General features: G+C 64.4%; 25 protein-coding genes. 14 read left to right on the top strand and 11 right to left on the bottom strand.

Features of this window, described 5'->3' with window-relative positions; genetic code table 11:
• Positions 1 to 75: 75 nt before the first annotated feature.
• Positions 76 to 642, bottom strand: coding sequence for a glutathione peroxidase (locus F8237_RS00910; protein WP_151641972.1), 567 nt, complete (start codon positions 640 to 642; stop codon positions 76 to 78).
• A gap of 93 nt (positions 643 to 735) precedes the next feature.
• On the bottom strand, positions 736 to 2,355 hold the full coding sequence (locus tag F8237_RS00905) for a L,D-transpeptidase (protein ID WP_151641971.1): 1,620 nt from the start codon (positions 2,353 to 2,355) through the stop codon (positions 736 to 738).
• Between the two features lie 209 nt (positions 2,356 to 2,564).
• Here F8237_RS00905 and F8237_RS00900 point away from each other — a divergent pair, with 209 nt between their 5' ends.
• A complete protein-coding gene (locus F8237_RS00900) occupies positions 2,565 to 3,113 on the top strand; it encodes a CreA family protein (RefSeq protein ID WP_151641970.1) in 549 nt (182 codons plus the stop codon).
• Here F8237_RS00900 and F8237_RS00895 read toward each other — a convergent pair.
• Positions 3,103 to 3,297, bottom strand: coding sequence for a hypothetical protein (locus F8237_RS00895; RefSeq protein ID WP_162005824.1), 195 nt, complete (start codon positions 3,295 to 3,297; stop codon positions 3,103 to 3,105). The genes F8237_RS00900 and F8237_RS00895 overlap by 11 nt on opposite strands.
• A 353-nt stretch (positions 3,298 to 3,650) precedes the next feature.
• On the opposite strand from F8237_RS00895, the gene F8237_RS36195 reads away from it, so the two are divergent.
• The gene (locus F8237_RS36195; RefSeq protein ID WP_151641968.1) at positions 3,651 to 3,872 is read left to right on the top strand and encodes a hypothetical protein; all 222 of its coding nucleotides are present in this window, start codon (positions 3,651 to 3,653) and stop codon (positions 3,870 to 3,872) included.
• 33 nt (positions 3,873 to 3,905) lie between these two features.
• Entirely contained in the window at positions 3,906 to 4,271 is a 366-nt protein-coding gene (locus F8237_RS00885; RefSeq protein WP_151641967.1) for a hypothetical protein, read from the top strand.
• A 3-nt stretch (positions 4,272 to 4,274) separates the two neighbouring features.
• Here the strand turns inward: F8237_RS00885 and F8237_RS00880 are convergent, their stop codons facing one another.
• Positions 4,275 to 4,520, bottom strand: a complete 246-nt coding sequence (locus F8237_RS00880) for a DUF6719 family protein (RefSeq protein ID WP_151641966.1) — start codon at positions 4,518 to 4,520, stop codon at positions 4,275 to 4,277.
• Positions 4,521 to 4,587: 67 nt separating this feature from the next.
• Complete coding sequence (gene pdxR / locus F8237_RS00875; protein ID WP_151641965.1) at positions 4,588 to 6,057, bottom strand: MocR-like pyridoxine biosynthesis transcription factor PdxR; 1,470 nt, start codon at positions 6,055 to 6,057, stop codon at positions 4,588 to 4,590.
• Positions 6,058 to 6,132: 75 nt separating this feature from the next.
• Between pdxR and F8237_RS00870 the strand changes: the two genes are divergently transcribed.
• The 5 genes from F8237_RS00870 (at position 6,133) to kynU (ending at position 11,308) form a co-directional block, all read left to right on the top strand.
• On the top strand, positions 6,133 to 6,858 hold the full coding sequence (locus tag F8237_RS00870; protein WP_151641964.1) for a pyridoxamine 5'-phosphate oxidase family protein: 726 nt from the start codon (positions 6,133 to 6,135) through the stop codon (positions 6,856 to 6,858).
• A gap of 52 nt (positions 6,859 to 6,910) precedes the next feature.
• Positions 6,911 to 8,188: an ArgE/DapE family deacylase gene (locus F8237_RS00865; protein ID WP_151641963.1), complete on the top strand. Its 1,278-nt coding sequence runs from the start codon at positions 6,911 to 6,913 to the stop codon at positions 8,186 to 8,188.
• Between the two features lie 226 nt (positions 8,189 to 8,414).
• Positions 8,415 to 9,224: an alpha/beta hydrolase gene (locus F8237_RS00860; protein WP_151641962.1), complete on the top strand. Its 810-nt coding sequence runs from the start codon at positions 8,415 to 8,417 to the stop codon at positions 9,222 to 9,224.
• Positions 9,225 to 9,258: 34 nt separating this feature from the next.
• Entirely contained in the window at positions 9,259 to 10,098 is an 840-nt protein-coding gene (gene kynA / locus F8237_RS00855) for a tryptophan 2,3-dioxygenase (protein ID WP_151641961.1), read from the top strand.
• Positions 10,099 to 10,105: 7 nt separating this feature from the next.
• The gene (gene kynU / locus F8237_RS00850) at positions 10,106 to 11,308 is read left to right on the top strand and encodes a kynureninase (protein WP_151641960.1); all 1,203 of its coding nucleotides are present in this window, start codon (positions 10,106 to 10,108) and stop codon (positions 11,306 to 11,308) included.
• A 166-nt stretch (positions 11,309 to 11,474) separates the two neighbouring features.
• On the opposite strand, the gene F8237_RS00845 is transcribed toward kynU, so the two are convergent.
• The gene (locus F8237_RS00845) at positions 11,475 to 12,263 is read right to left on the bottom strand and encodes a cobalamin-binding protein (protein WP_151641959.1); all 789 of its coding nucleotides are present in this window, start codon (positions 12,261 to 12,263) and stop codon (positions 11,475 to 11,477) included.
• 119 nt (positions 12,264 to 12,382) lie between these two features.
• On the opposite strand from F8237_RS00845, the gene F8237_RS00840 reads away from it, so the two are divergent.
• Positions 12,383 to 12,784 carry a PaaI family thioesterase gene (locus tag F8237_RS00840; protein WP_151641958.1) on the top strand — a complete coding sequence of 134 codons (402 nt, stop codon included), beginning with the start codon at positions 12,383 to 12,385 and terminating at the stop codon, positions 12,782 to 12,784.
• Between the two features lie 150 nt (positions 12,785 to 12,934).
• Positions 12,935 to 13,546: a GNAT family N-acetyltransferase gene (locus tag F8237_RS00835; protein ID WP_151641957.1), complete on the top strand. Its 612-nt coding sequence runs from the start codon at positions 12,935 to 12,937 to the stop codon at positions 13,544 to 13,546.
• A gap of 79 nt (positions 13,547 to 13,625) precedes the next feature.
• On the opposite strand, the gene F8237_RS00830 is transcribed toward F8237_RS00835, so the two are convergent.
• From F8237_RS00830 to F8237_RS00820, 3 genes are all read right to left on the bottom strand, one after another.
• Complete coding sequence (locus F8237_RS00830; RefSeq protein ID WP_015686575.1) at positions 13,626 to 13,931, bottom strand: hypothetical protein; 306 nt, start codon at positions 13,929 to 13,931, stop codon at positions 13,626 to 13,628.
• Between the two features lie 73 nt (positions 13,932 to 14,004).
• Positions 14,005 to 14,712: a DUF2161 domain-containing phosphodiesterase gene (locus F8237_RS00825; RefSeq protein ID WP_151641956.1), complete on the bottom strand. Its 708-nt coding sequence runs from the start codon at positions 14,710 to 14,712 to the stop codon at positions 14,005 to 14,007.
• Positions 14,713 to 14,809: 97 nt separating this feature from the next.
• Positions 14,810 to 15,490: an SDR family oxidoreductase gene (locus tag F8237_RS00820; RefSeq protein WP_151641955.1), complete on the bottom strand. Its 681-nt coding sequence runs from the start codon at positions 15,488 to 15,490 to the stop codon at positions 14,810 to 14,812.
• A 116-nt stretch (positions 15,491 to 15,606) separates the two neighbouring features.
• On the opposite strand from F8237_RS00820, the gene F8237_RS00815 reads away from it, so the two are divergent.
• Positions 15,607 to 16,356: an SGNH/GDSL hydrolase family protein gene (locus F8237_RS00815; RefSeq protein WP_151641954.1), complete on the top strand. Its 750-nt coding sequence runs from the start codon at positions 15,607 to 15,609 to the stop codon at positions 16,354 to 16,356.
• Here the strand turns inward: F8237_RS00815 and F8237_RS00810 are convergent, their stop codons facing one another.
• Positions 16,357 to 17,100, bottom strand: a complete 744-nt coding sequence (locus F8237_RS00810) for a tyrosine-protein phosphatase (RefSeq protein WP_151641953.1) — start codon at positions 17,098 to 17,100, stop codon at positions 16,357 to 16,359.
• A gap of 72 nt (positions 17,101 to 17,172) precedes the next feature.
• Here F8237_RS00810 and F8237_RS00805 point away from each other — a divergent pair, with 72 nt between their 5' ends.
• Positions 17,173 to 17,499, top strand: a complete 327-nt coding sequence (locus F8237_RS00805; protein ID WP_151641952.1) for an MliC family protein — start codon at positions 17,173 to 17,175, stop codon at positions 17,497 to 17,499.
• A 112-nt stretch (positions 17,500 to 17,611) separates the two neighbouring features.
• On the opposite strand, the gene F8237_RS00800 is transcribed toward F8237_RS00805, so the two are convergent.
• Positions 17,612 to 17,815, bottom strand: a complete 204-nt coding sequence (locus tag F8237_RS00800; RefSeq protein ID WP_015686569.1) for a DUF2735 domain-containing protein — start codon at positions 17,813 to 17,815, stop codon at positions 17,612 to 17,614.
• A 540-nt stretch (positions 17,816 to 18,355) separates the two neighbouring features.
• Between F8237_RS00800 and F8237_RS00790 the strand changes: the two genes are divergently transcribed.
• Both F8237_RS00790 and F8237_RS00785 read left to right on the top strand, forming a co-directional pair.
• The gene (locus F8237_RS00790; protein ID WP_151641951.1) at positions 18,356 to 19,390 is read left to right on the top strand and encodes a glutamine synthetase beta-grasp domain-containing protein; all 1,035 of its coding nucleotides are present in this window, start codon (positions 18,356 to 18,358) and stop codon (positions 19,388 to 19,390) included.
• A gap of 195 nt (positions 19,391 to 19,585) precedes the next feature.
• Positions 19,586 to 20,287 carry a GrlR family regulatory protein gene (locus F8237_RS00785; protein ID WP_151641950.1) on the top strand — a complete coding sequence of 234 codons (702 nt, stop codon included), beginning with the start codon at positions 19,586 to 19,588 and terminating at the stop codon, positions 20,285 to 20,287.
• The last annotated feature ends 11 nt before the right edge of the window (positions 20,288 to 20,298 follow it).

Here is a 20,298-nt window from a genome sequence, read left to right as displayed (position 1 = left end):
TGGTGGGCCCTCGCCATTGCAACGGCTGTTTGGCGCTTCGCCACAATTGTGCCCAACCGGATTGGGCGGAGCGCATCAACTGGCGGCGAGCGCCCTGGCGATCGCGGTCTTGACCCGCGTGTCCGCCGGTTCGACCGTGGACGGAAACACCTCGGCGATATAGCCGTCCCGGCCGATCAGGTATTTGTGGAAGTTCCAGCGCGGAACGTCCCGGGGCCGTGCCTCGGCGGCCCATTTGTAGAACGGGTGCGCCTTGGCACCGACCACCACGGCCTTGGCCGCAATCGGGAAGGTAACGCCGTATTGGTGGTGCGCGGTCTCCGTGATCTCGCTGGTGCCGCCGGGCTCCTGTCCGCCGAAATCGTTGGACGGCACGCCGATCACGGTGAGCCCGCGCTCGCGAAACTGGCTCCAGATTTCCTGCAGGCCGGCATATTGCGGGGTGTAGCCGCAGAGCGATGCGGTGTTGACCACCAGCAGCGGTTTGCCTGTGAAAGCGGCAAGGCGGATGTCGTCGCCCGATAGTGCCGGGAACGAGAAGGCGTAGGCCGGGATCCGGCTCATGCCGCCGTCGGCCAGCGCACGTGTCGCGGATGCGGTCGTCGCGAGAAGCGCGGCGAGCATTGTCCTGCGGTTCATCATGACGGCGTCCCCCGAAATGATCCAGGATGCACCTTACTCCGCCGCCGCGGCCCGCCTGCTCAATACCGCGTTATCGGACGCGGTGAGGCGACATTAGTACAGGCGGACGATGAAGTCGGTGCCTTCGCCGGTCTCGCCCTGGTTGATGCCCTGGTCGGAGATGATGATCGAACCGCCCGTGGTCAGCATCTCGTTGACCTTCGCCAAGGTGTCGGCGGGGATCGAGACTCGATCGAGGGCCTCGCCCGGGCTGTCCGGCGTCACCGCGGGCTTGGCGGCGACGGGGATCACGGCAGCGCCACCCTTGCGGCGTGTGATGCGGCCGTCGTCTTCGCGCGCGGCGGAGCGGACGGAGACGGGCAGTGACACCACCGACCAATGCAGCGCATTGGTGTCGGTCTTGTCCACTTCGGCGGTGAAGACATGGGTGCCGAGCGGACGGTCGCTCGCGGCAATCGTGACGGGCACTTCGAACAGCGGCGCGAAATTCTGCCGCACGTAGAGCTTGGAATCCTTGCGGCTGATGAAGACGGCGATCTGGCCGGCACGCTTGGGCGCGTCAGGCTTTGCGGCAGGCGCGGGATCGGCAGCGCGGGTCTCGTCCTTCTTCACATCGGGCGAGGCGACGACTGCCGGCGCTGTGACCGGTGCATCGGGGTTCTTTGCTGCGTCAGCCGCTTCGGTCTTCACCTGCTCGCTCTTCGCGGGTTCGGTCTTGGCAGCCTCGACCTTGTCGGCAGGCTTCGCCTCGGTGCTCGCGGGCTTGACGGCCTCGTCGGACTGCGGCTTGGCGGCGTCGGATGTCTCGGCCGTCTTGGTCTCGGGCTTTGCTTCGGCCTTGTCGGTCGGAACGGCAGCGTCCGCGCGGGACGCCGCGGAGCCGGTGGTCGCATCGGACATCACGGTGTGGCCGACCGACGAGCGCAGCTCGAGTACGCTGTCGGCGCTGGCGGTCCTGGTCTCGATGGGTTTCGCTTCAGCGACCTTGGCAACAGCCGCGCCCTTGTCGGCCTTGTCGCCGACATTGCTCTGCGGTTCCAGGCTCGCCGCGGGCTGCGGCGGCACGCGCACGGAGGCCAGCAGCGGATGCTGGAAGCTGTGCGGGGTCATCTCGCCGGGCGATACAATCACGCGCGCGCCCATCTTGGTCCAGTTCCACATCTTGGTAGCGAACGCCATGGGCATGCGGATGCAGCCGTGCGAGGCCGGATAGCCCGGCAGCACGCCGGCATGCATGGCAACGCCGGACCATGTGATCCGCTGCATGTAAGGCATCGGCGCGCCGCTATAGATGTTGGAGTGGTGGAATTTGTGCTTCTGGATGATGCTGAAGACACCCATTGGCGTCGAATGGCCCTTCATCCCAGTCGACACCGGGGATTCCGCGAACACGCCGTTGGTGTCGTAGACGGTCACCTTCTGCCGCTCGATCGACACGACGATGACAAGCGGGCCCTGCGGCTTGGTGCCGACTTCCTTCTCGGCGACGACATCCTTCTTGCCCGCCGCGCCGCGCTTCTGCGGCTTCTGACGCGCGAAATCGGGATGGCGATCCTGCCGGGAGGCGTAGGACCCGTCGGAATAGTCTGTCCAGTAGTAAAATGCAGCGTCTGCCTGGCTTGCCGTACCGATCGCACCTGCCGCCGTCAGAATGGCGACCTGCCACAACCGCGCCGGCGTGGCAGCAAACCGGAACCCGTTCACGCTATTCATTCCTCGAATCCACAATCCAAATCAAAGATTAGTCTCGCAGAGGGGATACGCGTTCACCAGCAGAGCGGTTCTGCCATCAGCGACTTTTGTCCTAGCCGTAGCAAAAAAGCCTCACGGAGCGGTAAACGGCGGCCGCGCCCGGCTGCCCGTCGTCTTCCTGTCCGGCTGTCGCATCCCTACATTGCGGGGACTCGTTTCCGGAGAACTTCATGTCATCTCGTTTCCCCGGTCTTTCCGGCATCCGCTTGAAAGGCCTCGCTTTATTCTTCCTGGCCCTGGCCGCGCCGATGGCTTCCGCCTCGGCCGCCGACGAGCCGGATCTGATCTTCCGGCGCTCGACCGTGTTCAAATGGATGAGCCCGAATGACAAGCTTGCGACCTATGGCCTCGACGACCCCGAGGTCGAGGGCGTCGCCTGTCATTTCACGGTGCCGGAGAAGGGCGGCTTCAAGGGCTGGCTCGGCCTTGCCGAGGAGGTCTCGGACATCTCGCTCGCCTGCCGTCAGACCGGCCCGATCAAGTTCAAGACCAAGATGGAGCAGGGCGACGACATGTTCCGCCAGCGCCGTTCGCTGTTCTTCAAGAAGATGCAGATCGTGCGCGGCTGTGACGCCAAGCGCAACGTGCTGGTCTACATGGTCTATTCGGACAGGCTGATCGAGGGCTCGCCGAAGAACTCGACTTCGACCGTGCCGATCATGCCGTGGGGACCGGCCGACGCCAACGTCCAGAAGTGCGCCGAGTTCTTCACTCAGTAGCGAAGATGCGGCTGGCCCGGGATCTCGCGAGATGCGAGCCGGTCAGCCGCACGAAGGCCTGCGGCGCGGCCTCAAAGCCGCGGCTTGATTGCAACGCCATCGCGCCGGGCGATGTGGCGCCTTGATCGGCGCGGTCCGTCCATTGGTCCGCGTCGCGCGCCGCTGCGCGATCTTGCGCCATCATGATGGCCATTCCTCACGTGAACGTGCCCGGTGATCCGGGCTTCTGGTTTCGATGGCTTGGGTCGCAGCCGAAGCGCCCCCGGTTCGAAAGGATCCAGCCTTCGTTCGGGTTTCTCTTCAGCAGAGAAACGTAAAATGCATGTGAAGCGTGGAAGGCGCACACATGACGGCGCACCGTGCGCGGCAGGTTCCGGGCTCGACCAGAGCTTGTCAGGGGAATCTAGGCCGCGGGGCAGCCCATCTGAAAACATTGGGATTTTCCGCCGAATGTTTCGTCGCTCCGGTGGCGGCGAAACAATTCTCACGAAGACGAAACCATTTTCGGCTTTTGGCGCATCACGGGGGAAACCGCCCATGGTTATCAGCTTCACAACGACGACGGCGGTATTGCCGGTGGCGAGATTGAGGGACAAGACCATGCGCGCGCTCAGCTTCATCCTTGCCTTCGGTTTTGTGCTCGCCGGCTCATCTTTCGCGGGCGCGCCGGACGGCGGTCTGCCTGGTGTCGGCACCTTCCAGTACAGCGGCTCGCCGGTCACGACCGCGCAGCCGATCGTAGTTGCCGCGCGCTTCTGATCGCCCAAGAAAAATCAGCCGATAAGGGCCGTCATGATTGTTCGTTTCTGCGCAGCCGCGTTCGTATCCCTTCTGACGATCGGCGCCGCTCAGGCGCAGGTGCGTGCTCCCTCCCGTCTACCGGATCCCCGCAGCGAATTCGTGCGTCAGTGTGCGCCGCGCATGATCGGGCGCTGGGAGCATCCGGAGGAAGTCTGTGGCTGCCTGCATGATCATGCCGCCGCGGCCGTCGAGGACCGCGATCTGCGCGAGGCGCTGCTGCGCGGCATCAGCGAGACCGGTGTGCCGACCATCGAAACCGATTGGGTGCCGGCGTCCAAGCAAAGCGAGATCGGTCCGACCTTCACCAAGATCGCCAAGCCGACCTTGCAGTGCATGTTCGATCCGGCGAAGTCGTAGGCGTCACCTCGACTTCGGACCGTACCGCGGCACACAGGCGCTCGTTCGCGCAACGCCGTTCTCGGTCATCTTGGCGCCGCGCACTTCCTTGACCTGTCCGGCCGGGCAGGTTCCGTCATCCACCAGCACACGCTGACCAAGCTTGAGATCGGTGATGTCCTCGACCCGCCCGACCGTGGCGGCTTGCGCCGTCGAGGCCAGCGCGCTGGAGATCAGGAGCGAAAGGCAGGCTGCGCGGCGGAGTGACATGATGAGAGCTCCAGGAATCGATGCCGCAATGTAGGGAGCGGTCGGCGATTCTGACAGCGGAGCTTCGTCACGCCCGCCGGGCCGATTTGTTCTTACCACCCAAGGCGACGCGTGATTCCTGCGCGAGCCGCTTCGCTGACGCCACCAGCTTCGGAACCGCGTGCCCTGAAAATCCCAGCACGAACCCGGGCAGGGGACGCGCCCGCGAATAGGTGTCGGCCAACAGCCAGCCTTCCGCGCCGGCCGCCTGCTTCGCCGCTGCGGCCACCGCCAGATCGACCGAGGGATCGAACCGGGCGACCAGGTGCAACCCTTGCGACGGCACCGGCACAGACAGTGCGCCATCGGATGCTGCTTCCAGCGTCCCGGCCAGCGCATCGCGCGCCTCGCGATAGAGTTTTCGCACGCGTTTGAGGTTCGCGGCGAACGCGCCGGAATTGAGCATGTCGGCGACTGCGCCTTCCATCAGCGTGCCGGGAAAGCGGTCGAGCGCGGCGCGCGTGGCCGTCACGTCGGAGATCAGGCGCTCGGGCAGGGCGCAATAGCCGATGCGCAGGCCCGGAAACAGCGTCTTGGCGAACGTGCCCATGTAGATCACCCGCTGGAGATGATCGATGCCGGCCAGCGACATCAGCGGCGCGCCGTCGTAGCGGAACTCGCTGTCGTAATCGTCCTCCAGCACGAAGGCGCCGGCTTGCCTCGCCCAGTCCAGCAGCTCGAGCCGGTGCGGCATCGACATCTGCACGCCCAGCGGAAACTGGTGCGACGGTGTCACATAGGCTGCGCGCGCGGACGGCGCAGCACTGCGCCCCTTGGCGACACGCATGCCGTGTTCGTCGACGGGAACCGGTACGGCGCGATAACCGCAATGCGCGATGATGTTGCGCGCGGCGGGATAGCCGGGGTCCTCGCACCAGACCTGGTCATTGGGCTTCAGGATCGCACTCAGCACGATGCGCAGCGCATGCAGCGTACCTGACGTCAGCATGATCTGGTCGGGATCACAGCGCAGGCCGCGTGCCGACAACAGATGATCGGCGATGGCCGCGCGCAGCTCGCGGCTGCCGCGCGGATCGCCATAGTGCAGATGCTCGGCCCCGAACGCGCGCATGCGCCGGCCGACGAAGGCGCGAAAGCGCTGCACGGCGCGCTCGTCGATATGGGTGCAGCCGAGCGAGAACGCGCCTTGTCGTGGCGCCTCGATCACGACCTTTGGTTTCTTCGGCTCGACTGCGCGAGCCGGAATGCGCGCGGCGACGAACGTGCCGGAGCCGACGGTGGCGTCGGCAAAGCCGTCGGCGATCAGCCGCTCATAGGCGGTGACGACGGCATTGCGCCGAAAGCCCGTTTGCTTCGCCAGCGTCCGCGATGGCGGCAGCGGCTCGCCGGGCTTCACGAGGCCGGCGACGATCATCTCGCAGAGCGCCTGGTACAGCCGGTGCGCGGCAGAGGCGCCGGCCGTGACGTGCGGACCGGTGAGGTCGAGCGGCAATTCGGCCTTGGCGGGCGCAGAGGAATTGGTCGGAATTTTTTGCATGGAATTGGCACTATCGCAGACCAAATCGGCCGCTACAACTGCGCTGGAAGTTCTCCAATCCCGACAGGAGCGGCCGTGAGCCAGACTGAAAGCCAAAATTCCTACCCGACGTCAGCGCGCAACCAGGTGAAGCGCCGCCACGACCGCGGTTTCTACGATCACGAGACCGTTCATCGCATCCTCGACTCCTCGATGCTGTGCCACGTCTCCTATTTCATCGACGGCCAGCCCTATTGCACGCCGACCTTCTTCTGGCGCGAGGGCACCAAGCTGTACTGGCACGGTTCAAGCGCGAGCCGCATGCTGCGCAACCAGACCAGGGGCGAGCGCGTCTGCCTGACGGTGGCCCATCTAGACAGCCTGGTGCTGGCGCGCTGCGGCTTCAACCACTCCGCCGATTACCGCGCCGTGATGGCGTTCGGCAGTGCCTATCTCGTGACCGATCCCGAGGAGAAAGAGCGCGCGGTGATAGCGATGGTCGATCGCTTCTTCCCCGATCGGACCGCCAGCCTGCGGGCTAGCAACACGCAGGAGATCAAGGCGACCTCGTTCATCGCGATGGAGATCGAGGAGGCCTCGGCAAAAGTTCGCGCCAAAGGTGTCGCGGACGATGACGAGGACTACGCGCTGCCGATCTATGCCGAGCGTATTCCCGTGCGCACCGTGCTGGGTGCGCCGGAGCCGTGTCCGCGGCTGCTCGACGGCGTGAGCCGTCCTGCGACGCTGAATGGCTATTCGGAAGGCCGACTGCTCGAAGATGCATTGCGGGATGCATATTTTGTGGAGTACCCGAACGGCTGAAATCGGCTAGCTTGCGGGCTCTTCGATTTGTTTGAACGCCTGGAGCAGCCTGATGAATGCCGAAACGCAACAGAGGATTCTTGACGCCGTCGATGCCGGCTTCGAAGCCCAGCTTGCGACCACCCGCGATTTCGTTGCGATCCCTTCGACCCGCGGGGCGGAGGGGCCGTGCCAGGACATGATCGGTGACCTCCTGCGCGAGCGCGGCTATGAGGTCGACGACTGGCACATCAATGTCGACGATCTCAAGGACCTCCGCGGCTTCGGCCCGATCGAGCACGATTTTTCGAAGGCGCGCTCGGTGGTGGGCACCTACCGTCCGCAGACCAACGCCGGTAAATCGCTGATCCTCCAGGGGCACTGCGACGTGGTGCCCGCGGGCCCGCTGGAATTGTGGGAGACGCCGCCGTTCTCGCCGGTGATCAAGGACGGCAAGATGTTCGGCCGCGGCGCCTGCGACATGAAATCTGGCACGATCGGTGCGCTTCATGCGCTGGATGCGATCAAGGCCGCTGGTTTCAAGCCGACCGCGCGCATTCACTTCCAGTCGGTGATCGAGGAGGAGAGCACCGGCGTCGGCGCGCTCTCGACGCTGCAGCGCGGCTACCGCGCGGACGCCTGCTTCATCCCGGAGCCGACCAACGGCAAGATGGTGCGCTCGCAGGTCGGCGTGATCTGGTTTCGCCTGCGCGTGAAGGGCCATCCGACCCATGTCGCCTTCGCCGGTTCCGGCGCCAACGCCATCATGGCAGCGTATCATCTGATCCAGGCGGTCCAGAAGCTCGAGATCGAATGGAACGAGCGCGCCAAGGCCGATCGTCACTTCAAGACCCTCAACCATCCCATCAACTTCAATCCCGGCATCATCAAGGGCGGCGACTGGGCTTCCAGCGTGCCGGCCTGGTGCGACGTCGACTGCCGTATCGCGATTCTGCCGGGCTGGTCGGTCGCCGATCACCAGAAGGAGATCGCGGCCTGCGTTGCCGCGGCCGCGCGCAATCACCGCTTCCTCGCCAACAACCCGCCGGAGATCGAATGGTCGGGCTTCCTGTCGGACGGCTATGAGCTGACCGACGCAGCAGCGCCCGAGGCCGCCTTCGCCAAGGCCTTCGACAAGGCCTATGGCGGCGCGGTCGAAGACCTCGTCTTCACGGCGCTCACCGACACCCGCTTCTACGGCCTCAATTATGGCATCCCGAGCCTGTGCTTCGGCGCAAGCGGCGGCGAGATGCACGGCTTCAACGAATTCGTCGACCTGGACTCGCTGAAGAAGTCGACCAAGGCAACGGCGCTGTTCATCGCGGAATGGTGCGGGGTGGAGAAGGCGTAGCTTCTCCGCCGTCATTGCGAGCGTGGCGAAGCAATCCAGAATCCCTCCGCGGAAGCAGTCTGGATTGCTTCGTCGCTTCGCTCCTCGCAATGACGGGAGAAATATCTTGCCGGATCGTTGCTCGAAACGCGGGCTTCCTGAAATACTTTAAGCTTAAAATAAAGACTAGGAGGCAGGCCGCGCCGGTGGCAGACTGGTGTCGCGGAACGAGTCCCTGGGAGTCACGATGCGCGATTGGGATGATGCTTACGCCAATTCGGCCCATATCCCGGGCTCGGACAAGATGCCGGCGCAATGGGCGGAGCGGGCGGCGGCCTACCGCGCCGGACTGAAGGATTTTCGCGCCGATGTCGCCTACGGTTCGGGCGAGCGCCAGCGCCTCGACCTCGTCCTGCCTGACGGCGACAGCAAGGGTCTCGTCGTGTTCGTGCACGGCGGCTACTGGATGCGCTTCGACAAGTCGACCTGGACTGATCTGGCCGAAGGCGCGCGGCACCACGGCTGGACGGTGGCGCTGCCGAGCTACACCCTGACGCCGGCCGCGCGCATCTGCGACATCACCGCGGAGATCACCGCCGCGATCGCCAAGGCCGCTTCGCTCGCCCCCGGTCCGATCCGTCTCGCCGGCCATTCCGCCGGTGGCCACCTCGTCACGCGCATGCTGTGCGACGACAGCCGGCTGGAGCCCGCCGTCTACAACCGCATCGCCGGCACGCTTTCGATCAGCGGCCTGCATGATCTGCGTCCGCTGCTGAAGACGAAGATGAACGAGACGCTGCGCATGACGCTGGAGGAGGCGACACTCGAAAGCGCGGCGCTGCACCTGCCGCGCGGACATTCGCCCGTGACCGCTTGGGTCGGCGGCAGCGAGCGGCCGGAATTCATCCGCCAGTCCGATCTGATGGCCAATATCTGGACCGGTTTCGACGTGCCGACGCGCCTCGTCGTCGATCCCGGGCTGAACCATTTTACCGTGATCGACGCCCTGAAGGATCCATCATCGCCGATCACCGCGCGCCTGATCGGCCTCGACTGACGAGGCGAGGGATGATCGATCGAAAGGGCCTGTCATGACGTCCAGCGATTACGATCCCACCAGCGAAGGCGCCGAGACCGATTTCGCCCGGCGGATGTCCTATGGCGATTATCTGGCGCTGGATGCGATCCTCGGCGCGCAGCATCCGCTCTCTGAAGCCCATGACGAGATGCTGTTCATCATCCAGCATCAGACGACAGAGCTGTGGATGCGACTCGCCCTCCATGAGCTGACCGCCGCGCGCCGCGCGATCGCAAAGGACGAGGTCGCGCCGGCCATGAAGATGCTGGCGCGGATGTCGCGCATCTTCGAGCAGCTCAACGGCGCCTGGGACGTGCTACGCACCATGACGCCGAGCGAGTACACGCGATTTCGCTCCCAGCTCGGCCAGTCCTCTGGCTTCCAGTCACGGCAATACCGGCTGATCGAATTCCTGCTCGGCAACCGCAACCACGCCATGCTCAAGCCGCACGCGCACGACGTGGAAACGACCAAGCTGCTCGAAGCCGAACTCGCGACGCCGAGCCTTTACGATGAAGTGCTGCGGCTCGCCTATCGCAACGGGCTCGAGATGCCCGCGGCGGTGCTGGCGCGCGACGTCCGCGAGACCCACAGCTTCAACGAAGGCGTGCTGCAGGCCTGGCGTCAGGTTTACGAGGCGCCGGAAACGCATTGGATGCTCTACGAGGTCGCCGAGAAGCTGGTCGACTTCGAGGACTACTTTCGCCGCTGGCGCTTCAACCATGTGACGACGGTCGAGCGTGTCATCGGTTTCAAGCGTGGCACCGGGGGCACCGGCGGCGTCAGCTATCTCAAGCGCATGCTGGAGGTCGAGCTGTTCCCCGAGCTCTGGCGTGTGCGCACCATTCTATAGAGATGTCATGACCAGATATCGCGTCTACGACGACACCAAGGCCCTATTCCGTCTTCCCGAGGGCGTGATCTATCTCGACGGCAATTCGCTCGGTGCCCTGCCGCTTGGCGTTGCCGAGCGCGTCAACCGCGTCATCACCACGGAGTGGGGCAACGAACTGATCCGCGCCTGGAACAGCGCAGGTTGGTATGTCCAGCCGCGCCATGTCGGCGATCGCATCGCGCGATTGATCGGTGCGGAAGCCGGCTCCGTGATGGTCGGCGACACGCTGTCGCTGAAAGTCTATCAGGCCCTCGCGGCGGCGCTCGACATGAACGCAGCGCGCAAGGTCGTCCTGTCAGACACCGGCAATTTCCCGACCGATCTGTACATGGCCGAAGGCCTGATCGCGACGCTCGGCCGCGGCCATCAATTGCGCCTGGTGGCGCCGGAGGAGATCGAGTCCGCGTTGTCGGAGGAGGTCGCCGTCCTGTACATCACCGAGGTCGACTACCGCACTGGCCGCCGCCACGACATGGCGAAGCTGACCGCAAAGGCGCGCGCGCTCGGCATCGTCACCGTCTGGGATCTCGCCCATTCCGCCGGTGCGCTGCCGGTCAATCTGGCCGGCTGCGGCGCCGATTTCGCCGCGGGCTGCACCTACAAATACATCAACGCCGGCCCCGGCGCGCCGGCCTTCCTCTACGTCGCGCCGCGTCACGCCGACACGGCGCGCGCAGCTCTGTCCGGCTGGATGGGGCACGAAAAGCCGTTTGCTTTCGAGCTTGGCTATGCGGCCGCGGGCGGCGTCGAGCGCATGCGGGTGGGCACGCCGCCGGTGCTGGCGATGGCGGCACTGGAAGCCTCGCTCGATATCTGGGATCGTGTCGACATTGCGGAGGTGCGTGCCCGCTCGCTGGCGCTCGGCGATCTCCTGATCGCGGAGGTCGAGCGCCGTTGCCCGTCCTTGAAGCTTGTGACCCCTCGCTCACATGAGCGCCGCGGCTCGCAAGTCTCCTTCGCCTTCGACGGCGGCTACGCCGCCATGCAGGCATTGATTGCCCGCGGTGTCATCGGCGATTTCCGCGCGCCCGATATCATGCGGTTCGGTATCTCGCCGCTCTATATCGGCGAGAGCGAGATCATGCGGGCCGCCGAGATCATCGAGGAAGTGATAGCGGACGAGGTGTGGCGCCGGCCGGAATACCAGGTCGTCAACGCGGTGACGTGAGAAGCTATCACCGTCACCCTGAGGTGGCCGCTTCTTCAGCGGCCCTCGAAGGGCGACGGCCCGGCTGCATTGGGGCCGTTCATCCTTCGAGGCTCCCTGCACGGTGCTTTGCACCCCGCAGCTCGCACCTCAGGATGACGGGATCAAGCAGGTGGATGCTGAAAGTTCAGGGTCGCTCGCCCCACAGCGCCTTGACGATCGCATCAAGCCCGTCCGTCAGCGCTGCCGGTCCTGGCTGCAGGATGATCGGCGATTTGATCTCGACGATGCGATCATTGCGCACGGCTGGAATTTCACTCCAGCCGTCGCGCGCGCGGATGCGGGCGGGCACGACCTTCTTGCCGCACCATGACGCGAGGATCACGTCAGGCGCCGCTTCGCGCACCGCGTCTGCCGAGATGATACGATCCTTTGCCGCCTGGCGCGCGCGCAGCTCCGGAAACACATCCGCGCCGCCGGCGATCTCGATCAGCTCGGAGACCCAGCCGATGCCGGAGATCAGCGGATCGTCCCATTCCTCGAAGTAGACTCTTGGCCGCGGTGAGGGGCGGGATGCTGCCGCGATCGCGGCAAGGCGCCGCTCGAAGCCGTGCGCGAGTTCCTCGGCGCGCTGGCCGGCACCGACCAGCGCGCCCAGCGTGCGGATCATCGCCAAAATCCCGGCGATGTCGCGCTGGTTGAAGACGTGGACATCGACGCCGGCGCGGACGAGGTCGGCGACGATACCGGCCTGGAGATCGGAGAAGGCGAGTACCAGGTCCGGTTCCAGCGCCAGGATCTTCGGCATGTCCGCCGTGACGAAGGCCGACACCCGCGGCTTCTCGCGCCTCACTTGCGGCGGACGGACGGCGTAGCCGGAGACGCCGACGATGCGGTCCTGCTCGCCGAGCAGGTAGAGCGTTTCGACCGTCTCTTCGGTCAGGCAGACGATGCGGCGGGGCGGGAAATGGCGCATGGGAGAAGCATATGCGCAAATGAAAGCCGCGATGTCAGCCTGGCGATTACCTCTGACGTCATTGCTTTGTCGCGCCAGGCAATTCACGCTGAGACAACAATGAATTGGGAGGAGATCCGATGACGCCGCTCGAGAAACTTCAAGCGATGAAGATGCCCTTTGCCGAGCTCAAGGGCGTCGAGTTCATCGAGGCCGGGAGAGATCGCGTGGTGGCGCGGATGACGGTCCGCCCCGACCTTTGCACGCTCCACCACACCATTCACGGTGGTGCGGTGATGGCGCTCGCTGATTCCGTCGGCGCCGCGGCGACCGTGATCAACCTGCCGGAGGACGCCAAGGGCACGACTACCCTGGAAAGCAAGACTAATTTCATCGGTGGGGCCAAGGAGGGAACCATCGTGATCGCCACCGCGACTCCGGTCCACCGGGGCCGGCGGACCCAGGTCTGGACCACCCGGCTGGAAACCGAGGACGGCAAGCTCGTCGCCGTGGTCACCCAGACGCAGCTCGTCCTCGTATGACTACGGGACTTTGATTTTGTTAACGAATTAGTCGCTTGCGGTGCTCGAAACTTGGGCAGGTTCCCGTCTTGAAAAATTTGTTGCGATGCACAATATTGGAGGCCTAGGGATTCGAACGCCTCCTCGAGGGACACCAAGAGGAGTTTTGACGTGGTATTAGAAGAGACCGTCCGCACGGCGTCCGTTCCGGGCTATGTACGGACCCTGAGCCAGCAGGAAGAATTGCCGCTCCTGCGCGATCATCTGCTGAGGCTCGATGCCGGAAGCCGGCATGACCGTTTCAACGGCTTTCTCGACGACAGCTTCATCGAGCGTTACGCCGCCCGCTGCGCCGAGGACGGCACCGTGATCGTTGCCTACATCGTCGATGGCGTGGTCCGCGGTGCGGCCGAGCTGCATCCGCCGGAGGGCGATTCGCTGCCTGAGGTTGCCTTCAGCGTGGAAGCATCAGCGCGCCGCCAAAACGTCGGGACCATCCTGTTCAGCCGGCTGATCGCGGAAGCGCGCTGGAAGGGCTACAAGCGCCTGCGCATTACCACGGGCTCCGAGAATCACGCGATGCGGGCGCTCGCCAGGAAGTTCGGGGCGCATCTTGCTTTCCGTCATGGCGAATCGACCGGAACGATCGATCTTGCCAAGACGCCGGAGGCCGAGCTCGCTGAACTCGCGGCCTCGCCATTCGCGGCCGGCCGCGCCTTGCTCAGCTTCAACTCGACATGCTGGAAGATCATTTCCAGCATGTACGGCAATCGCGCCGCCTGACTCATAGAGCTGGCAGGAATCAAAAAAGCGGACCGGCAAAACCGGTCCGCTTTCGTATTGGGACTAAGGAATTAAGCGTTCAGGTGCCGGTGCGCTTGTCGTTGCCGAAGCGGCGCACGACGCGGCGTTCGACCACCACCGAGCGCTGCGCGCCCTGTTCGCCGGCGATCACGCGGGTTGCGGTGATGCGGCTGTTGGTCCGGGCCTGCTTCTTCACTTCGGCCTGCACGACATCGAGCGGCATGCCCATCAGCGCTGCGGCGATCTCGGCCTGCTGCTCCTGGTCGTCGGTGATGCCGACGGCGGCGAAGATCGCCTCGTCCAGGGTCGGCGGATCGTGGCGCACGCGCCGCGTGCCATATTTGGTATTCCAGTCTGCGCTCATAACGGCCTCGTTTCGATGCCGGGATACCTAGTGCCGCCAATGTTGCATTGCAATATGAAATCGGTGTGGCATCTCAGCTATGCACCGGTCGGGTGTCAGGCGCTGACACGACACCGGCATCGCGTTCAATCCGTTGTTGCGGCCAGCGCTTCAGCGCGGCGTGCCCGGCCTCCGTAAGCCCGTAGATTCCCCGGTCGGCGCGTTCGAACCAGCCATACACATTGTTAAGCAAAATCTTGCCGGCGTCAGGGCAGCGGTCGCGCAATTCGCGCACGCGCCGCGGGCCCCCCGCGAGCTCCGAGGCGCACGCCAATGCCTGCTGCCGATAGGCAGTCATGATCGGCGCGCGCGTGCTGCCGCCGAGCACGGGATCGCCCTGGCGGCGCTGATGCTCGGCGACGAGGCGCGAGCGAACCTTCGGCTCGCGGCGCGGTGCCGCGGTCGGCGGCTTCACCAGCACCTCGACCTGGCCGCGGTCGGTGACCCCGAGCATGCCGAAGCCGAGCCGGCGGCAGAGGTTGCGATAGCGCGCATCGCTCTCGCGTCCCTTGCCGCGGATCGACATTCTTGCGGCGATCCAGACCTCGTCGCCGGCTGGCGCGCGATCGACGGCTTGCAGAATGAGTTCGAGATTGAAGGCGAGCTTGAGCTCGCCGATCACCACGACCGGCGGATCGCCCGCGCTGAGGCCCACGAGATCGCAGCCGCCGATCTCGCCCTTGACCGTGAAGCCGAGCTCTTCGAGGAAGCGTTTGACGGGCAGATAGAGCGTGGTTTCCACGGCGTGTCCGATCGGAGAATCAGTTGCGGACAGTCTAGAGCGTTCCCGGCTTCGATTGAATCAGAGCCGGCGCTCATCACTGCGTGTCGGACTGCGACTACACCCGCCCGCCGACCGGGATCAGCGCACCGGTGATGCCGCTGGCAGCATCGCTGGCGAGGAACAGGATGACCTCGGCGAGTTCCACCGGCGTCACCCATTTGGAAAAATCCGCCTTCGGCATATCCGCGCGATTGGCCTTGGTGTCGATGATCGACGGCAGCACCGCATTCACCGTGACTTTGCCCTTCCATTCGCTTGCCAGAGCTTCGGTGAGGCGATGCACGCCGGCTTTGGACGCCGCATACGGGCCCATCCCGGAGCCGGCCTGAAGCGCGCCCATCGCGCCGATATTGACGATGCGGCCGGACCTGGGTGCGGCGAGATGCGGCAGGGCGGCGTGCGAGGTGTTGAGGGCGGTCAGCACGTTGAGCGCATGCATGCGTTGCCACGTCGTGATGTCGCCGTCGCCGACGGTCTCGAAGGCGAAGCCGCCGGCGATGTTGATCAGCGCGTCGAGGCGACCGAAATGCTTTGCGGCCGCCTCGATCGCTGTCTTCGCCTGCGCCGCATCGGCCAGATCGACGCCGCCGATCTCGATGCGCTCCGGCGTCGCCGGAAGCTGCGAGGGGGCGTGATCGACGCCGGCAACACGCGCGCCGCGTGACTGGGCGGTTTCGGCAACCACCTTGCCAAGCGCGCCGAGCGCGCCGGTCACCACGATCACTTTTCCCTGCACGATGCTCTCCGTCGTTCAATTCGCGCCGACTATTGCGCAGTCCGAATTGGACTTGCAATGGCGGCGGCTTCAAGGCTGAATGATCGCTGCAACCTTGGATGGCAGGAGGGGTCGACATGTCCGAGAGTCCGCCGGCGGTGGACGTTCCCCAAGGAATCATCAAGCTCGAACACCCGCTGCGAAATTTCTTCGACGCGCTGCGCCGACCGGATCCGGTTCGCATCGTGGCGATGGGATCATCTTCGACCGCCGGTCGGGCGGACGTGGTGCCGTATCCTCATCGGCTCGAGTTGTATTTGAGGCAGCACTATGCCGAACCGCTACCGGACGCCCGGATCGACGTCGTGAATCGGGGCAGGGGCGGGCAGGAAGCGCCGGAAGAACTGAAACGCTTCGAGTCCGACATCTTTTCCGAAAGCCCCTCCCTGGTGCTTTGGCAAATCGGGACCAACGCGGTCTTTCACAGAGATCAATACAAGTTCGAGGATGTCATCGGCGCAATCACCGACGGGGTGAACCAGTTGCTGAGGCCGAGTGAACGTCCAATGGACGTCGTGTTGATCGATCCGCAATACGTGACCGCCATGCTTCGCGACGATAAGGCCGAGCTTTCTGAAAGGATCGTCCTGGAGATTCGCAGGATAGCGGCATCTGCAAAGGTGAACGTTTTCCAGCGCTGGGCCCTGATGCGGCATTGGCATGTGCAAAACGGCGTTTCGTTCGAACAATTGCTTGATCCCACAGATCGCCCTGACATGCTTCATCAGAGCGACTGGAGCACGCTTCAGGTTTCCCAAGCACTGTGCAAAGCGATTACCGATGCAACCATGTCGGCAGGCTGGCTCCCAGTCGGACCGAAGCCCTGATCACGCCCGCAGATAGCGCTCTTTCAGTGCCTCCCGCTCTTGCGGACCAATCTTGAGCCCGTCGCGCAAATAGATATCGAGATCGCCATACTCGCTGTCGATGGCTGCGAAGGCCGCCGCAAGGTAAGATGTCTCGACGCTGCCGATGGCATCGCGCACATCGGCCGGCAGATCGGTGGCAGCCGTCGCATCGCGCCGGTAAAACTGGTTGGTGAGGAGATAGTCCTCGGCAATGATTTCGTCGGGTACGCCCAGCGCATGCAGGATCAGTGCGCTGGCAAAGCCGGTGCGGTCCTTGCCGGCGGTGCAGTGGATCACGAGCGGGGCACGATCTTCCAGCAGATGAGCGAACAGTGCGCGGAAGCTGTGCGTGTTGTGCCGGACATAATTGCGATAAGATTCGCGCATGATCTCGAGCGCGACCGGCGCGGTCAGCCGGCCCGCGACGAGCTCGGCGCGCAACGCGGCCACGACCGTGGGCTCGATCGGCAGCGAATGCACGGCGATCTCGTTCACCACGCATATCCCGGCCGCGCGCTCCTCGACGCCGCGAAAGTCGAATGCGCTGCGCACGCCCAGTGCACGGACGACCTCGATGTCGTCGGCGGTGAGCTGGCCGAGATGGTTGGAGCGGAAGATGTGCCGCCAGCGTGTGGTGCGGCCGTCGGCGGTCGGATAGCCGCCGAGGTCGCGAAAATTGCTGGCGCCTTGCAGGCTGAGATGGCGGGCAGGGGAGTCTGACATGGGTTCAGCTTGGGTTATGTTTCCACCGGACGCACTCGAGGCGTCCTTGAAGTCTATTACAGGGGGGCGATCATGGGCCGGCACAAGGCCATTCTTTTGGCGATCACCATGCTTGCGGGCGGAATTCTCGGTTTGCGCCAGGTGGACGCGCAGACGTTCCGGACCTATCGCTGCGCTGACGGTACGCAGTTCATCGTCGGATTTTATGACGACGACAAGCGCGCCTTCGTCCAGATCGACGGCGAGCCGGCGACTCTCGCCAAGCGGCTGACGGTCTCGGGCGCGCGCTATTCGGGGTCTGGGATCACGTTGAGAATCCCCAACAACGGGGCGACCACGGTCAAGCATCTCAAGCGGCCGGTGACGGCCTGCGCGGTGGTCGAAAAGGCCGGGCTCTAGGCGGGAGGGCTGCAAGAATCAAAAAAGGGTCGAAACCTCGTTGTTTCGACCCTTTTTCAAACTGCCGCCGGGCGCTGGCGAGAGCGCGGCGGTATCTTACCAAACACTGGCATTAGCGTTCCCATTTGGGCTTGGCTTCGTCGACCGCGTCCTGATGGTACCAGCTGTCGCTGCAGATCGAGACGTTCGCGGGAAGCGAAGCGTGATCGGCAGGAAAGCGGGGATCGCCATAGCGGTGTCCGGCGAGAGCCGCGCGGCCCCCGACGGGGAATTGATAGATCTTCGCAGATCCGTGACTCAGTCCGTTGTTCATCATTTCGATTTGCTCCCGGGTCGAAGCGCCTTGGCCTCCATGGTGCGCCCGACTCGTTCGATTGTGGTTACTGGAATCCCCATATCGGCCGCGCATCCCGGATTTGAAAGTGCTGAAAAGGAAATCAGTTTCAGCTCATTTTGTAGGCAATGAGCCTTCTGCATCCTCCAAGGCAGCCAGTGGGTGACCAACGCTTGGGCCATTCCAAAGGTTGCTGAGCAGGGCCGGAGACTTCACGAAAATTGCTGGACGTTGATGCGCGTTTCATCGGCAACCTCCGGCACCGGTTCGTCTGCTCCGGAATCAGGCGTTTTCCGCGGGATTTTTGCAGTGCAGCTTCACGCAACGGTGCGCGGCTATGACGCATGCCGCCGTGGACGGTTTGCCACCTCTTGGGACATCTCGCGCGCCGTGGAAAACCCAAAGCGCTGCGGCCTTTTGGCACGTTAAATGCTTGTAAAGGGCCGGCCGATGGTGGCCGGGTAAACAATCGTGCGGGGGCCCCCGGGCCCCCACCTTTCGCATCATCTACAGAGAGGCTCAATGACCAAGTATAAGCTCGAGTACATCTGGCTCGACGGATACGCGCCGACTCCGAACTTGCGCGGCAAAACACAGATCAAGGAATTCGCGTCGTTCCCGACGCTGGAGCAGCTTCCGCTCTGGGGCTTCGATGGCTCCTCCACCCAGCAGGCCGAAGGCCGCAGCTCCGATTGCGTGCTGAAGCCGGTCGCCGTCTTCCCGGACGCCGCGCGCACCAACGGCGTGCTCGTGATGTGCGAAGTCATGATGCCCGATGGCAAGACCCCGCACGCGACCAACAAGCGCGCCACCATTCTCGACGATGCCGGCGCCTGGTTTGGCTTCGAGCAGGAGTATTTCTTCTACAAGGACGGCCGTCCGCTCGGCTTCCCGGTCTCCGGCTATCCGGCGCCGCAGGGCCCGTACTACACCGGCGTCGGCTTCTCGAACGTCGGCGACGTCGCCCGCAAGATCGTGGAAGAGCATCTCGACCTCTGCCTCGCGGCCGGGATCAACCATGAAGGCATCAACGCGGAAGTCGCCAAGGGCCAGTGGGAATTCCAGATCTTCGGCAAGGGCTCCAAGAAGGCCGCCGACGAAATGTGGATGGCCCGCTACCTGATGCTGCGCCTGACCGAGAAGTACGGCATCGACATCGAGTTTCACTGCAAGCCGCTCGGCGACACCGACTGGAACGGCTCCGGCATGCACGCCAACTTCTCGACCGAGTACATGCGTACGGTCGGTGGCAAGGAGTACTTCGAGGCGCTGATGGCGGCCTTCGACAAGAACCTGATGGACCACATCGCCGTCTACGGCCCGGACAACGACAAGCGTCTGACCGGCAAGCACGAGACCGCGCCGTGGAACAAGTTCAGCTACGGCATCGCCGATCGCGGCGCCTCGATCCGCGTTCCGCACTCCTTCGTCAACAACGGCTACAAGGGCTATCTGGAAGACCGCCGTCCGAACTCGCAGGGCGACCCATACCAGATCGCTTCGCAGATCCTGAAGACGATCGCGTCCGTGCCCGCCGACAAGAAGGCGGCCGCCTAAGATCCTCCCGGCCCGGGCTGGGGGCTGGCCCGGGTTGGCTCTCAATCCGCCGGAGCGACAAGCTCCGGCGGATTTTTTGCATTCCGATGACGGCCGTTGTTGTGGGTCTGGCGGCCATGCCGGCTTGATGTCTGTCCAATGCCGCCGAAACCGGAGTAGAGTGTCGCCGGATGCGCGGGGCCGGGGACACGGCTGGTGTTTGAAGGCTTCTACAAGGTCAGATTTCAGCTCGGCGACGCGGTCGGCCGGAGCGTGATGCATGTCGGCAACGGCACGATGCTCGGCGGCAATTCGGCATTCGCCCATATCGGCAGCTACGAGAAGACCGCAGGCGGCGTCGACATCGTCATCAAGACCGTCCGCCACAATCCCGACCCGGCCTATCGCGCGATGGCCGGCACCGACGATGCCACGCTGCTGGCGAAGGGCCGGGCCGACGGCGATCTCTATCATTTCAAGGGCGAGCTCAAGGAGCTGCCCGGCGTTCCCTTCCACTCGCTGATGACGCCGATCACGGAGGACGAGGTGCCGATCGCCGGCGGTGTCGGCGAGGCCGGCATTGCCGACGGCCTCTATTCGATCCATCTGCGCATGCTCGATGGCGTCGACGGCGGCCTCACCGGCGTGATGCTGCTTAACGGCGGCCGCATCCTCGGCGGCGATGCCTCTTTCTACTATCTCGGCAGCTACACCGCTGCGCTCGGGCGCTGGAAGGGCCAGATCCTCAACCAGGAGCACACGCCGGCCAAGGACGATCCGATCTTCGGCGGCCACGAGGTCGGCATCGGCTTCTCCGGCAGCTACGACGGCGAGCAGGCGGTGCTCGAGGCCACCGCCCTGGCCGGCAAGCGCAGCCTGCGCCTCACCGCCGCGCTCAAGCTGATGCACCGCGCCTGATCGCGACAGGA

Origin of the sequence: Bradyrhizobium betae, from assembly GCF_008932115.1 — a bacterium.
Lineage (GTDB): Bacteria > Pseudomonadota > Alphaproteobacteria > Rhizobiales > Xanthobacteraceae > Bradyrhizobium > Bradyrhizobium betae.
This window is presented reverse-complemented; position numbering and strand designations above follow the sequence as displayed.

Coding starts and splice junctions, on each gene's coding strand:
- F8237_RS00895 (WP_162005824.1), bottom strand. CDS start 3,297: ATGATGGCGCAAGATCGCGCAGCGGCGCGCGACGCGGACCAATGGACG.
- F8237_RS00910 (WP_151641972.1), bottom strand. CDS start 642: ATGATGAACCGCAGGACAATGCTCGCCGCGCTTCTCGCGACGACCGCA.
- F8237_RS00790 (WP_151641951.1), top strand. CDS start 18,356: ATGACCAAGTATAAGCTCGAGTACATCTGGCTCGACGGATACGCGCCG.
- F8237_RS00845 (WP_151641959.1), bottom strand. CDS start 12,263: ATGCGCCATTTCCCGCCCCGCCGCATCGTCTGCCTGACCGAAGAGACG.
- F8237_RS00815 (WP_151641954.1), top strand. CDS start 15,607: ATGTCCGAGAGTCCGCCGGCGGTGGACGTTCCCCAAGGAATCATCAAG.
- F8237_RS00865 (WP_151641963.1), top strand. CDS start 6,911: ATGAATGCCGAAACGCAACAGAGGATTCTTGACGCCGTCGATGCCGGC.
- F8237_RS00800 (WP_015686569.1), bottom strand. CDS start 17,815: ATGATGAACAACGGACTGAGTCACGGATCTGCGAAGATCTATCAATTC.
- F8237_RS00810 (WP_151641953.1), bottom strand. CDS start 17,100: ATGTCAGACTCCCCTGCCCGCCATCTCAGCCTGCAAGGCGCCAGCAAT.
- F8237_RS36195 (WP_151641968.1), top strand. CDS start 3,651: ATGGTTATCAGCTTCACAACGACGACGGCGGTATTGCCGGTGGCGAGA.
- F8237_RS00860 (WP_151641962.1), top strand. CDS start 8,415: ATGCGCGATTGGGATGATGCTTACGCCAATTCGGCCCATATCCCGGGC.
- F8237_RS00880 (WP_151641966.1), bottom strand. CDS start 4,520: ATGTCACTCCGCCGCGCAGCCTGCCTTTCGCTCCTGATCTCCAGCGCG.
- F8237_RS00905 (WP_151641971.1), bottom strand. CDS start 2,355: ATGAATAGCGTGAACGGGTTCCGGTTTGCTGCCACGCCGGCGCGGTTG.
- F8237_RS00840 (WP_151641958.1), top strand. CDS start 12,383: ATGACGCCGCTCGAGAAACTTCAAGCGATGAAGATGCCCTTTGCCGAG.
- pdxR (WP_151641965.1), bottom strand. CDS start 6,057: ATGCAAAAAATTCCGACCAATTCCTCTGCGCCCGCCAAGGCCGAATTG.
- kynA (WP_151641961.1), top strand. CDS start 9,259: ATGACGTCCAGCGATTACGATCCCACCAGCGAAGGCGCCGAGACCGAT.
- F8237_RS00830 (WP_015686575.1), bottom strand. CDS start 13,931: ATGAGCGCAGACTGGAATACCAAATATGGCACGCGGCGCGTGCGCCAC.
- kynU (WP_151641960.1), top strand. CDS start 10,106: ATGACCAGATATCGCGTCTACGACGACACCAAGGCCCTATTCCGTCTT.
- F8237_RS00900 (WP_151641970.1), top strand. CDS start 2,565: ATGTCATCTCGTTTCCCCGGTCTTTCCGGCATCCGCTTGAAAGGCCTC.
- F8237_RS00805 (WP_151641952.1), top strand. CDS start 17,173: ATGGGCCGGCACAAGGCCATTCTTTTGGCGATCACCATGCTTGCGGGC.
- F8237_RS00885 (WP_151641967.1), top strand. CDS start 3,906: ATGATTGTTCGTTTCTGCGCAGCCGCGTTCGTATCCCTTCTGACGATC.